The sequence below is a fragment of the Niabella aquatica genome, from assembly GCF_054779315.1.
Window position 1 is genome coordinate 124,691 of sequence record NZ_BAAGYM010000013.1, and the last position, 12,985, is coordinate 137,675.

A 12,985-nucleotide genomic window follows, 5' to 3' on the forward strand; every position below is an offset into this window, starting at 1 on the left:
TGTGATCCGGTTAATGATACTTTCTGAATCATGTGAATCTTATATGTTAGATTCATGATGCTTTGGATGTTATTGCTACACTAAAATATTTTCTGTAACCGTTTGCCCGTCCAGCATTCTTATAATGCGATGGCTGTAGCGGGCATCATGCTCACTATGTGTTACCATAATAATAGTAGTGCCCTGCTCGTTAAGATCGGTTAACATCTCCATCACTTCGTTACCGTTCGAAGAGTCGAGGTTGCCGGTAGGCTCATCCGCAAGGATCAGTTTCGGCTTATTTACCACGGCCCGGGCCACCGCTACTCTTTGTTGCTGCCCGCCCGAAAGTTGTTGGGGATAATGGTTGCGCCGGTGCATGATCTGCACTTTTTCAAGTACTTCCTCCACCCGTTTTTTTCGTTCAGCACTTTTTATACCGGTGTATATCAGCGGCAGTTCTACATTTTCAAATACAGTCAGCTCATCAATCAGGTTAAAACTCTGGAATACAAAGCCGATATTATGCTTACGCAGATCGGCGCGTTTGCGTTCGTTAAAATGAGACACTTCAATCCCATTAAAAATAAAGCTGCCGCCATCAGGGTCGTCCAGTAAACCAAGTATGTTCAGCAATGTAGATTTGCCGCAACCCGAAGGCCCCATTACCGCCACAAACTCTCCTTCTTTTACTTCAAGCGACAGTTTATTCAATGCAATGGTTTCCACTTCTTCCGTGCGGTACATTTTTTCCAGATCGGTGATTTTTATCATAAAAGGGCCTCCCCAAATCCCTCCGAAGGAGAGACTGTTTTTTTATTATCAATTATTTAATCAAACAACTAATGTTATTCCATCCTGGTTATATCATAACGACCCTGCTCCTGGTTACTTTTTTATTACCAGTTCCTGCATATCATCGCCGTAATTATCATAGCTGCTGGTAACTACTTTATCCCCAGGCTTCAATCCGCTGAGCACTTCGAAGTAATCCGGATTCTGGCGGCCCAGCTCAACATCTGTTTTGTAAGCCAGCTTCCCGTCTTTATCCAGCCTATATACCCAACGGCCGCCTGTTTTATTTGCAAATCCGCCGCGGGGTAGCAATAATGCCTTTGTTTCTTCGCTCAAAGCCAGGCGGATCTGTAATGTCTGTCCCCGCCTGATTCCTTCAGGTGCTTTTCCGGTAAAAGCCATATCTACCTGGAAACGGCCGTTGCTAACCTGTGTATATACTTTTTTAATGGTTAATTTGTACTCTTTGTCGGCAAATGCAGCAATTCCTTCCAGGTTATTATAAATACGCGAAATATAATGTTCGTCCACGTCTACCCGTACTTTATAATCACCCATTACATCTAACTGGCCTAATCTTTCTCCTTTATTCTTGTTTTGTCCTACTTCAGCGTCCAGCGAGGTAAGCTGCCCGTCAACCGGAGCCCGTACAATAAGGTCGCCTACTTTCTGGCGCATTACTGTCAGTGCATTCTGAGATCCTTTGTACGATTGCTCGGCTTGCGCCAGTTGCTGTTTAGATGATTGGGCATCCTGGCTAATAGTTTGTGTAGCCAGCTTCTTCTTCTCAAGCTGGTAATGGTAGGTGTTTTCACTCTGTTTTAATTCCTGCGAGCCAATTGCTTTTTTATCGTACAGCTTTTTATTCAGGTTATAAATGCGCTCTGCTTCTTTAAGCTGATTATCCACATCGGTCATTTGGTTGAGATTGGTGATCCTGTTTTGTTGTGAAGCATTTTTAGCAATCTGCATCTGTGTAATAAGATTATATACCTGCGTTTCCTGCTGAACCAGGCTCAATTGCAGATCGGTATTCGATAGTCTTAATATAGGTTGTCCCTTTTTCATAAAAGTACCGTCCTCTACGTATTTCTCTTCTACCCGTCCTCCTTCGGCGGCATCTAAGTATATGGAGGTTAAAGGCTGCACCACGCCATTTACCGGTATAAACTCCTGAAAAGGCCCCTGCTTGACCTCGCTGATGGTAATACGTTCGGCTTCCACATTCAGCTTCCTTTTACCGGATGTGGCGTAAATACTTGCGCCTATAAGGAAAGCCAGCGAGGCAATACCACTTACAAGCAGTATCCTTTTTGCCGGCCATTTCTTTTTTTCAATTTTCCTGTCCAAAGTTTCAGTTCCATTTAATTTTAAATAGAGCCGGAGCTATTCCAACTCCGGCACTAAGATCATGTATGAGAAATTCATATACCTGCTTATCAAAATGATGCCATTAAATTAATATATTTATTTTCAGTCTTTTACCTTTTTTCTGGTAAAGAAGCGTGTACATATCCGTACAGTAACTGTACGGTTTTGATACACATTCAATAAATAAAAAAATCTTTAGGCCGATGGAATGTACAGGCATACAATTATGCTATTATTGCAAAGTCAAGAACCGATGATGTCTTTAAAAAATATTTCCATATTAGCGGTTGATGATGATCCGGACATGCTGATAGCGCTCAGGTTGTTACTTAAACCGTTTGTAAAAACGATCACTACAGAGAAGAACCCCGAGCAACTGCGTAGCCTGCTTACAGAAGGTGATTACGACCTGCTTATACTGGATATGAACTTTACCAGCTCGCTGCATACCGGTAATGAAGGTATGTACTGGCTGCGCAAAGCAAAAGCATTAAAACCCAATCTGCAGGTGATCATGATCACTGCTTATGCAGATGTAGACCTTGCTGTGCGAAGCCTGAAAGAGGGTGCTGCTGATTTTATTGTAAAACCCTGGCATAATGAAAAACTTATAGAGGCAATTGAAGAAATATGGAGCAGGAAAGGCAATAACCTGCAAAAGAAAAGTGATACAGGTAAGCAAAATGATGGCTTAGATAATTTTATTGGTCATTCGCCAGCGATCCGAGAAGTTTTGTATAAAGTGAAAAAAATTGCGCCCACCGAAGCCAATATCCTTATCCTGGGGGAGAACGGAACGGGTAAAGATATGATTGCGCATACTATTCACCAGCAGTCGTTAAGAAGCAAGGGACCTTTTGTAAAGGTAGATGTAGGGGCGCTTACGCCCGGCCTGTTTGAAAGTGAGCTTTTTGGCCACAGGAAAGGTGCTTTTACTGATGCCCGTGAGGACAGGCCGGGACGCTTTGAAATGGCTTCGGGAGGCACCTTGTTTTTAGATGAGATCGGCAATATTTCATTACCGCAGCAAGCCAGCCTGCTCAGCGTTTTGCAAAACCGTGTGGTGCACCGGTTAGGCAGTAACGAAGGCCGGCTGGTTGATATAAGGCTGATCTGCGCCACCAACCTGCCGATGCAGGAGCTGGCCAGTGAGAACCGGTTTCGCAAAGATCTTATTTATCGTATCAACACCGTTGAGATAATTCTGCCACCTTTACGCGAAAGAAAAGAAGATATTTTACCGCTCGCGGCGCATTTTTGTAAGGTATATTGCGGAAAATACCTGAAATCTTTATTGCCGGTAGGCAGGCAGGCGAAAGAAAAACTGTTGCAATACCATTATCCGGGTAATGTAAGAGAACTGCAATACGCAATAGAGCGTGCTGTAATTATGTGTGAGCGTGATACCCTGCAGGACGATGATATTATTTTTTCTCCGATAGAGAAGCATAACACTATGAATGAGCCGCAGGATACCACGAACCTGGAACTGCTGGAAAAAAGTACGATCATTAGAGTAATAGAAAAGTATGACGGCAATATCACAAGAGCCGCAAAAGAACTGGGGCTTACACGTACCGCGCTGTACAGGCGTTTAAATAAATACGATATATAGTCATGAAGGCAAAACAAAAATACAGGCTTACCTACGCGCTGCGTTTGATCGTATTGTTTGTTTCTTTTTTCGTCACAGCATGGTTTTTTATAAACGGCCAGTACGTAATTGCGCTGCCATTGTTTTTCTTGGCTTTATTGCAGGGTTATATGCTTTACAATAAGATGATATTACCGCTTAAAGAGCTGGATGATTTCGCATCAGCAGTAAAATACCGCGATTTTTCCCGGTATTTCAATGCAGAAAATGCACCGGCAGAGCTAAAGAAACTCAGGCAGGATTTCAACACCATTAACCAGACGTTTCAATTAATTACCCGCGAAAAAGAGACGCAGTATCAATACCTTCAAAAAATACTGGAACTGATACAAACCGGCATTATTTTATATGAGGCAGAAAGCCATAAGGTTATCTGGGTAAATGAATCATTAAAAAAAATAACGCAAATACCATATATATCCACCCTGCATGTAATTGAAAGGAAGAATACGGCCTTATACAATGCCATTGTTAACCTGGAAGCGGGAAGCAATACGGTGTTATTACTGGATGGAGCGCAACTAAAAATAATGCTTTCAGCTACCTCTTTCAAGACGGAAGGTAAAAATTATAAGCTGGTGGTGCTTCAGAATATTAATGACGCCCTTGATGAAAATGAAGCGCGGTCGTGGAAAAAATTATTAAGCGTCATGACACATGAAATCATGAACTCAGTGGCTCCCATTGCTTCTCTTGCAGAAACATTAAAGCAGCAGTTACAGTCAGATGCTGAAATCGCATCGTTAAAAGAAGATGTGAAACTGGGCATAGAGACCATACAACGCCGCAGCGAAGGGCTGCTTCAGTTTGCCGCATCTTACAGAACGCTTAATAAGATAACCGCTTCGCATAAAAAGGAGATCTCAATAGTGGATATGTTTGAGAATATTGTTCAGTTGCTAACACCTGGGTTTGAGCAAAGAGGTATTGTTGCAGATATTATACTTAAAGATCCGTTATTAACACTCAACGCAGACCGCAACCTGGTAGAGCAGGTCATTATTAACCTCCTGATGAATGCTATTGACGCCCTGAAAACAGCCGTACAGCCCAAAATCAGTTTGGCTGCTTACAGGAGCAATGATAATCGTGTAGTGGTTACTGTAAGCGATAATGGAACTGGTATTGAGGCGGATGTCCTGGAAAAGATATTCATTCCTTTTTTCAGCACCAAAACCAACGGCAATGGTATCGGCCTCAGCCTGTGCAAGCAGATCATGTTATTGCACAAGGGCAATATTTACGTAAAATCCCTGCCCGGTTCAGGCACTGTCTTTTACCTGCAATTCTGATCTGGTAAGATGGGCTCATCGTTCTGTTCGTCTTCCACATAGTCCGGCAATACTTTTTTCCTGAAAGAGAAATGACGCTGCGCCAGGTAGCTTGCAACAGCTACAAAAAAGGTGGTACCAACCTGCGCAAATGTAGGATATATGTGCAGTACTTCCACAGCTAACTTCAGCAGCGTATAATTCAGCAATAAATTAAATGCGCAAACGAGCAAATATCTGAATAATTGCACATGCCCCCTTATTTTACTATCATCAAACACTACATATTTCATCAGAAAAAAACCAAAGAGAAAGGATGCTGTAAATGATAAAATAAGAGCAGCAGTATAGGACTCAAAGGCATAAAATTTAAAATGGAAATTTTCTGCTTTAAAAATATAGTGATAAGAAATATAAAAAACTACAAGCCCCAGGAAGGTATTAGCAGATCCGGACACCAGGTACCTGAAAGTTTGCAATGGCATCAATTTCTTAAATGGCGGGTAGAAAAAATCAATGACAGGAAGTATAAAATTTCTGACCCTGTAAAAATGCTGCTTCATCTGGTTTGCGAAGATATTGTTATTTATAACTATTTGTGAGAGCCGGTTGCTTAAATTTGCACCAAAATTTAAAATACATGAGCATTGTTGCGGAATTGAAGCCTGTTATTATAACTACATTAAACAATCTATATCACCAGGAGTTTAAAGAAGATGCTGTTGCTATAAATAGCACCAAGCCGGAGTTTGAGGGTGATTATACAGTGGTGCTTTTTTCATTTCTGAAACAGCTGAAAAAGAAACAGGAAGAAATAGGCAAAGAAGTGGGAGAGAAGCTGCTTGTAGAGCACCCGGATCTTTTTACATCTTATAATGTTATCAAAGGTTTTTTAAATCTTACTGTTAATAACAGGTATTGGCTGAACTTTCTTGAAACAAATGTGGCATCACCGAAAACAGAAGGTGTTAAAAAGGGCAAAAAGGTCATGCTGGAATATGCATCGCCTAATACTAATAAACCTTTACACCTGGGGCATCTTAGAAATATATTCCTGGGCTGGAGCGTATCAGAGATCTTAAAATCGCAGGGAAGTGAAGTGTTTAAAAGCTCTATTTCCAATGACAGGGGGATTCATATTTGTAAATCAATGATTGCATGGAAAGAATTTGCCGGCGGGACAACCCCCGAAAGTACCGGAATAAAAGGTGATCATCTGGTGGGCGATTATTACGTACTGTTTGGTGAAAAGCACAAGGAGCAGGTGTCAGCGCTGATCGAAGCGGGAATGAGTAAAGATGAGGCAGATAAGAACACTCCCATCATGAAAGCGGCCCAGCAAATGCTTTTAGACTGGGAGCATGGCAATGAGGAAGTAGTATCTCTCTGGAAAAAAATGAATGGATGGGTATATGATGGCTTTACTCAAACATATAACCGTATTGGCGCTGATTTTGATAAAAATTATTACGAAAGCCAGACTTATTTGTTAGGAAAAGAGTTTGTGCAGGAAGGGCTGCAGAAAGGGATTTTTTATAAAAAAGACGATGGTAGTGTGTGGATTGACCTGACTGCTGACGGGCTGGACGAAAAAATTGTTCAACGGAAGGATGGTACTTCTGTTTACATTACACAGGACCTGGGGCTTGCCGATGAAAAGTACAAAGACTTTCCTTATGACGAGAGTATTTATGTAATAGCTGATGAACAAAACTACCACATGAAGGTGCTGAAGCTGATCCTCCAAAAGTTAGGAAAGCCTTATGCAGACCGCATCTGTCATTTAAGCTATGGGATGGTAGAGTTACCTTCGGGCCGTATGAAAACCCGTGAAGGTACAGTGGTTGATGCTGATGATCTTATGGATGAACTTGTAAAAGTAGCTGCTGCTAAAACCGAAGAGCTCGGCAAAGTAAGCGGCTTTTCTGAGGCAGAGTTGAATGAGCTCTATGAAACCATTGCTCTAGGCGCATTAAAGTTTTTTCTTTTAAGGGTAGATCCTAAAAAACGGATGGTATTTAACCCCGAAGAGAGTATAGATTTTCATGGTTTTACAGGACCGTTTATTCAGTATACCCATGCACGCATCAAATCTGTATTAAGAAATGAGGCTGTTACCGGTACCCGCATTCCCTCAGATCTGTTACCGCTCGAAAAGGAGCTGATCCTATTGCTGGAACAATTTGATACTACGGTACAGCAGGCGGCTGCAGAATTCAATCCCTCCCTTATTGCTATTTATACATTTAATGTTGCCAGGCTTTTCAATAGTTTCTATGCAGCACATTCTATCCGGAACGCTGAAAATGAAGATAAAAAACAATTACGTCTGAAAATTTCACTGCTTACGGCCAATACTATAGCCAAAGCAATGAGTTTATTAGGTATTAAAGTGCCTGAAAGGATGTAGAGCAATGAGTTTGTTTACTACTTACTATGCTAAATGCTGCCGGTTGTATTCTGAGAAATCTAATCTTCTAAATTTTTTATAAAAACAGAAGGGGACAGGCCGGTATGGGCCTTAAATATTGTTGCAAATTTGCTATGGGAAGAGAAGCCTCCTTTCTCTGCAAGCACACTGATCTTATATTGCCTCCATTCAGGAATATTCTTTAAATTTTTGATGATGTAATTAATACGCAATTCATTAATATAATTATTGAAATCTGTTTGTTTATATTTTTTTATTACATACGAAAGATACTTGGTATTAGTGTTCAGGTGAGCCGACAGATAAGATAGCGACATGTTGCCAAAGGTAAAAAGGTCGGAGCATTCAAATGCTTCAAGGCTGTTCAGGAGCCTTTGTTTAGTCTCTTCGGGGATGAATAAAATGCCTTCATTATTAGAATAGGAAGCCGCTGCTGCATTATTATTTTCAGGAGTTCTGGGATTTTCTTTGTTTGAATTTTCTTCCGGGAACGATGTTGGAAGAAGTGGTATTTGAAGCACTTGATGATTGAGTACCTGCTGTTCTTTTTGCGCTGCCAGTTGTAAAGTAACCTTGATTTTTTCCAGAATGATCTTTTTTTGCTTTTTTCTGTAAACAAAAAAGAAAATAATGCTGCAAAGCAAGAGAATAATCCCTGACATTATATAAAGATCTTTTATATTGCTTTTTGCCTCTGCAGCCTGTTGTTGTTTTTCTAATTTAAATACAATGCTGTCGATAGAGCTGGTAGTATTGGTAAGAATCTTTTCCATAACTGTATCCTGCTTTTGACGGGTCTTTGCAAGTTGGGCCAGGTTCTTGGTTTTAGTATAGTAGCTTTGTGAGGTCTTATATATTTCATTCTTCAGCTGCAGGTAGGGCGATGCATTGGCTATTTTTACAGCACTGTCCAGGTTCTTTTTAGCAGTTGTTAATTCATTTTTTTCAATAAACACGGCTGCCATACCATTGTATATAAGACCGGTGGTTGTATTAGGGGGCATTTTACCTAAAAGCGCCAGGCCTTTATAGTAATGGGTCAAAGCTTTTTCATAATCCTTAAGATTATAATAGTTGAGTCCTAACAGCTGCTCATTTCCCGCCATTAAAAAATCTTTGTTTTGTGTGAGATGGCTGAAATGACTTTGCGACTCTGCCAGGTATTGTATAGATGATGGGTAATCTTTAACAGCCAGGGCATAATAGGCCAGCTCCTGTTTCATTAATCCCATCGTGCTGTTGACTGTTTCCGGGTTTTCAATTTTTGGGATCATCCCCAGCGCTTTCTGTGAATAATTTCTGGATTTATTATATAGCTGCATCAGGCGATATTGAGTAGCTAAAAAACCGCAGATCCTTATTTTCCAGTTATAATCGTTCGTGTTGCTGATAATGCCCTCTGCTTTTTCGGCGAATGCTATCGATTTTGCCAGTTCCTGTGTTTGCTGGTACAAAGTAGCTGACAGCATCAGGCTTTTGGCCTGGAAGATCGGGAGTGTAGAGGTCTTGTAAAGCGAATCAGCAATATCAAGTGCCCGGGCAATATCTTTGGGAGCTATTTCAAGATACGCCCGGGTATAAATTTTATTGAAAGCCACTCCATCCTGCCCATTCCCTGGAATATATATTAAAAAAAGTGGAAAAAAAATAGATAAGAAATGCTTTTTAAGTATCATGTGTTATCTGCATCATTGAAGGGGTAAAATTAAATAATTGATTTAAATTAAGTTTTGATCTCCCCAGTCAGAAGCAAATATATAATTCCATTTTTATATATTTCCATTTTCCGGATTTTGGCAATGTTTTATTTTCAAAGAAATATATATTAGTAAATTATGAATTAATATTTATATTAATATTTATATATATTATTCATTATTCATTTTTAGGAAGGAGTTATCATTTTCCTTATTATGATAATACAACTCTTTTTAGGATACATACCAGCCTTATATATTTGCCATGTAATATATTTTAAAAGTTAATGATTGATAACTAAAGTTAATGATTGATAACTTTTACATCTGATGAAGCCTTTGAAGATGTTCAGATGAGCACATAAATTATCCTGTGATCTGTTATAATAGCCTCTGATATTGTGCAATTATTTCTAATAAGTGTAAGGCTAAACTTCCTGCCCCTAAAGTATAAGATGTAGTCTATCTCATGATTATCATACAGTACAAGGAACCATTTAATATGATATTTTTTAATGACTTAACTCAATTTTAATCAAAATCAAACAATCACATGAAAATCAAACAATCCTTAAAAAAACAGCTGTTTGTCAATATGAGAACGGCCATTTTGGCAATATCGGCGTTCATACTCGGCCAGCAGGCTTTATTGGCACAAACGATTGACTGTAATGCAGGCGGACGGGCGTATGTGTTGGGTACCAGTGCTGAAGCCAACGGCAGGCAATATCTGTATTCAGTACCTTTGAACTCTGATGGTACCCTTAATTCTTCCAATCTAGTAGTTGTGAAGGACTTAGGCCTTACCACATATAACGCATTAGGTTATTATGCTGGTTCTTTATACGCCGTTAACGGAACGGGTGCAGTGTTTCAGATAGATGCAGCCGGTAACATCACATCTGTTACCGTTGCTGATCCTAATAGTTTGCTGGGTGCGGGCTATACAGCCGGTGATGCAACAGCCGGTGGCGTATATTATATTTTTAACCCCTCCAGTAAAATGTTGGTTTCAATAAACCTTACAGGTGGAACGCCTACAGCTACCCTGGTTGCTGATTTAACAACAGCATTGGGTACTGCTGGTGTAACAGGAAGCATAGACGATATTGTGGTTCATCCCTCTAACGGCAACTTGTACGCTGTTACAAGCGGCTCTGAGCTGATTGAAATAACCCCGGCCGGGAATGTGACTTTAAAAGCTACGGGTACTAATTTAAGCGGACTGCCAACCGGTACAAAAGGTACTGCTTTTATAGATGATAACGGAAATATGTATGTTGGGCAAAATGGTGGCGCTACTGGAGGTAATGTATATAAAATAGGTAATCCAACTACAGGCACCAGCTGGCCTACTACCCTTTTAGCCAGTCCTCTGGTTTACCTGAGCGAACAGTCTATAACACCTGTTGACGGAGCACGTTGTATCAGCTCAGTGGCTCCATTTGCTAAAAATGATGATCAGGAGCTTTTTGACATGAGTGCAGTAACTATAAATGTTATTAATGGAAAATCAGACAGGAATGGCAATAACTCTGCAAAAGATGTGCAGGGCACTTACCCTGTAACTACTACCTCTACAGTATTGTATGATAACCAAACGGGTGGAACTGCAAATAATACAATTACTGTTCCTAATAAAGGAACTTTTGTAGTACAGCCTAATGGTTCCGTTAGGTTTACTCCTTTGCCAGGATTTACAGGAGAGGCTGCTGTTTGGTACACGATCAAGGATAACCAAAGCAATGAATCGAACCGTGCTACTATTACAGTATGGGTTGCAGATGGAACGACTCTTCCCGTAGATTTTGGCGCTATTACTGCTACCCTCATAAACGGGCAATTAGTAGTAAACTGGTCTACCTTAACCGAAACCAATAATAGCTATTTTGAAATTGAAGCATCTAAAGACGGCGAAAACTTCTATAAAATAGGCACGGTAAATACCAAGGCGAAAGATGGCAACTCTGACGTAAGCATCAGCTACGACTTTAACATTGACCTGCAAAGCGGTAATACGCTGCTGGGTATTGCTATTTTCTCGATTGCATTTGTGGCGTTGTTGTTCAGCAGGAAGAACAAATGGCTGTACACTGTAGTGCTGGTTGGTGGTCTTAGCATCTTTGGAGCTTCATCCTGCTCCAAAAATGATGCAGCAGACATTGATGCTTCCGGAAAACTTTTTGTACGTGTAAAGCAGGTAGATAAAGATGGTAGCTTTTCCTATAGCAAGCCTGTTCAGGTTGTGAAAAAATAACCCTGGCAGGATACCTTAAAAATCTTGGGAGGCCGCTTCAATGTAAGCGGCCTCTTTTTGTGTATATGGCAATAAAAAGTCATTTTTTGTTTGCTCTTACTGCCTGATGTTTTATTATTTGTTCAGGCTGCTAAAATTTAATTTTTAGCTTCGATGATATGTTTAAAGCCTTGTACCATCGTTGTATTTTTCCAGAATGGGCTTAACATATGTAGGGCCGGTTAAAATATAAGATAGAAAAGTTTAGGCTCCTGTTTCTTTTAAGTATCGGCTTCCGCATTTCGGTTCCCCATTTCATCACTTCGGTCTGATTTACCTTATGATCAGGAAGCGGTCATTTTATTTTTGGCATTCACAATGTCAAAATGAACCAACCGATGAAGCGTTTTATAAAGAAAAAAATCCGTGCCCTCGTCCTGTTTTTTACAGTAATCCTCTTTATTCAGAGCTGTAAAAATTCCGGTAACGAAACTTCAAAACAACCTGCAGCAGTACAGGCAGAGGTGCTTACCCTTCAGCCAACCGGGGCGGTCATTGACCAGACATTCCCCGCAAGTTTACAGGCAAAAGATAATGTGCAGCTACGTCCGCAGATCAGCGGCTATATCGACAAAATATTTGTAGATGAAGGTGCTTTTGTAAAAGCCGGGCAGCCTCTGTTCCGCATCAATGCCAGTGTGTACCGCGAACAGAAAAATACCGCCTTAGCCGCCCTGGCAATGGCAAAATCGCAATTAGCTTCTGCTCAGCTGGAACTGGATAAATACAAAGTGCTGAGTGAGCATAAAGTGGTGGCAGACTTCTCATATCAAAAGGCGAAGACCGGTTATGAAAATGCAAAAGCGGCGGTGAAGCAGCAGCAAACGCTGGTGGCATCGGCAGAAGTGAACCTTGGTTTTGCTGTTGTAAAAGCACCCGTGAGCGGTTACATCGGGCGTATTCCCAATCGCCTGGGCGCTTTGGTAGGGCCCAATGATGCACAGCCGTTAACCACCTTGTCGCAGGTGAATGAGATCTACGCGTACTTTTCCCTCCCGGAAAACGAAATCCTGAAGATCAATGCCTCCCGCCGCGGAGCAAATCTGCTGGAGAAACTGAAAAGCTTTCAGGACATCCTTTTATTGCTTGCTGACGGTAAACCGTACAACCAGCCTGGTAAAATAGATATGATGGACGGACAATTCGATCCCACTACCGGTTCGGTAATGCTGCGCGCTTCTTTCCGTAATCCCGAAGGATTGCTTCGCACCGGTAATACCGGCAGAATTGTTCTAAAAACAACAGAACAAAGCGTGTACAAAATACCGCTTCTGGCCACTTACGAGGTACAGGACAAGCTGTTCGTGGGTTTACTGGATCATAAAAATAAAATGGAACGTGTGACACTGAAAGATTTTACCAAATCGGGTGATTTTTACCTTGTAAAATCCGGTTTTAAGCCCGGAGACCGGATCATCGCCAACGAGCTGGCAAGCGTTCCTGAAAATGCCGTCATCACACCCAAAACAGCTAAATAAAAATCTTTTTAAA

General features: G+C 40.9%; 9 protein-coding genes. 5 read left to right on the forward strand and 4 right to left on the reverse strand.

Annotated features, from left to right (window positions below):
* Positions 1 to 75: 75 nt before the first annotated feature.
* Together ACYVBM_RS11605 and ACYVBM_RS11610 are read right to left on the reverse strand one after the other, a co-directional pair.
* The gene (locus ACYVBM_RS11605) at positions 76 to 753 is read right to left on the reverse strand and encodes an ABC transporter ATP-binding protein (protein WP_460685825.1); all 678 of its coding nucleotides are present in this window, start codon (positions 751 to 753) and stop codon (positions 76 to 78) included.
* Positions 754 to 867: 114 nt separating this feature from the next.
* Entirely contained in the window at positions 868 to 2,124 is a 1,257-nt protein-coding gene (locus tag ACYVBM_RS11610; RefSeq protein ID WP_460685826.1) for an efflux RND transporter periplasmic adaptor subunit, read from the reverse strand.
* A 274-nt stretch (positions 2,125 to 2,398) separates the two neighbouring features.
* On the opposite strand from ACYVBM_RS11610, the gene ACYVBM_RS11615 reads away from it, so the two are divergent.
* Entirely contained in the window at positions 2,399 to 3,760 is a 1,362-nt protein-coding gene (locus tag ACYVBM_RS11615) for a sigma-54-dependent transcriptional regulator (protein ID WP_460685827.1), read from the forward strand.
* A gap of 2 nt (positions 3,761 to 3,762) precedes the next feature.
* Positions 3,763 to 5,091, forward strand: a complete 1,329-nt coding sequence (locus tag ACYVBM_RS11620) for a sensor histidine kinase (RefSeq protein ID WP_460685828.1) — start codon at positions 3,763 to 3,765, stop codon at positions 5,089 to 5,091.
* Here ACYVBM_RS11620 and ACYVBM_RS11625 read toward each other — a convergent pair.
* A complete protein-coding gene (locus ACYVBM_RS11625) occupies positions 5,076 to 5,633 on the reverse strand; it encodes a GtrA family protein (RefSeq protein ID WP_460685829.1) in 558 nt (185 codons plus the stop codon). The genes ACYVBM_RS11620 and ACYVBM_RS11625 overlap by 16 nt on opposite strands.
* Positions 5,634 to 5,710: 77 nt before the next feature.
* Here ACYVBM_RS11625 and argS point away from each other — a divergent pair, with 77 nt between their 5' ends.
* Positions 5,711 to 7,480 carry an arginine--tRNA ligase gene (gene argS, locus ACYVBM_RS11630; protein WP_460685830.1) on the forward strand — a complete coding sequence of 590 codons (1,770 nt, stop codon included), beginning with the start codon at positions 5,711 to 5,713 and terminating at the stop codon, positions 7,478 to 7,480.
* Positions 7,481 to 7,539: 59 nt separating this feature from the next.
* Here argS and ACYVBM_RS11635 read toward each other — a convergent pair whose 3' ends face one another.
* Positions 7,540 to 9,177, reverse strand: a complete 1,638-nt coding sequence (locus ACYVBM_RS11635) for a helix-turn-helix domain-containing protein (protein ID WP_460685831.1) — start codon at positions 9,175 to 9,177, stop codon at positions 7,540 to 7,542.
* A gap of 574 nt (positions 9,178 to 9,751) precedes the next feature.
* Here ACYVBM_RS11635 and ACYVBM_RS11640 point away from each other — a divergent pair.
* Together ACYVBM_RS11640 and ACYVBM_RS11645 are read left to right on the forward strand one after the other, a co-directional pair.
* Entirely contained in the window at positions 9,752 to 11,455 is a 1,704-nt protein-coding gene (locus tag ACYVBM_RS11640) for an Ig-like domain-containing protein (RefSeq protein ID WP_460685832.1), read from the forward strand.
* 377 nt (positions 11,456 to 11,832) lie between these two features.
* A complete protein-coding gene (locus tag ACYVBM_RS11645) occupies positions 11,833 to 12,972 on the forward strand; it encodes an efflux RND transporter periplasmic adaptor subunit (protein ID WP_460685833.1) in 1,140 nt (379 codons plus the stop codon).
* Positions 12,973 to 12,985 lie beyond the last annotated feature (13 nt).

Excerpts from the sequence above, each read along its gene's own strand:
- ACYVBM_RS11605 (WP_460685825.1), bottom strand. The coding sequence starts at position 753 with ATGATAAAAATCACCGATCTGGAAAAAATGTACCGCACGGAAGAAGTG.
- ACYVBM_RS11615 (WP_460685827.1), top strand. The coding sequence starts at position 2,399 with ATGATGTCTTTAAAAAATATTTCCATATTAGCGGTTGATGATGATCCG.
- ACYVBM_RS11620 (WP_460685828.1), top strand. The coding sequence starts at position 3,763 with ATGAAGGCAAAACAAAAATACAGGCTTACCTACGCGCTGCGTTTGATC.
- ACYVBM_RS11625 (WP_460685829.1), bottom strand. The coding sequence starts at position 5,633 with ATGAAGCAGCATTTTTACAGGGTCAGAAATTTTATACTTCCTGTCATT.
- argS (WP_460685830.1), top strand. The coding sequence starts at position 5,711 with ATGAGCATTGTTGCGGAATTGAAGCCTGTTATTATAACTACATTAAAC.
- ACYVBM_RS11635 (WP_460685831.1), bottom strand. The coding sequence starts at position 9,177 with ATGATACTTAAAAAGCATTTCTTATCTATTTTTTTTCCACTTTTTTTA.
- ACYVBM_RS11640 (WP_460685832.1), top strand. The coding sequence starts at position 9,752 with ATGAAAATCAAACAATCCTTAAAAAAACAGCTGTTTGTCAATATGAGA.
- ACYVBM_RS11645 (WP_460685833.1), top strand. The coding sequence starts at position 11,833 with ATGAAGCGTTTTATAAAGAAAAAAATCCGTGCCCTCGTCCTGTTTTTT.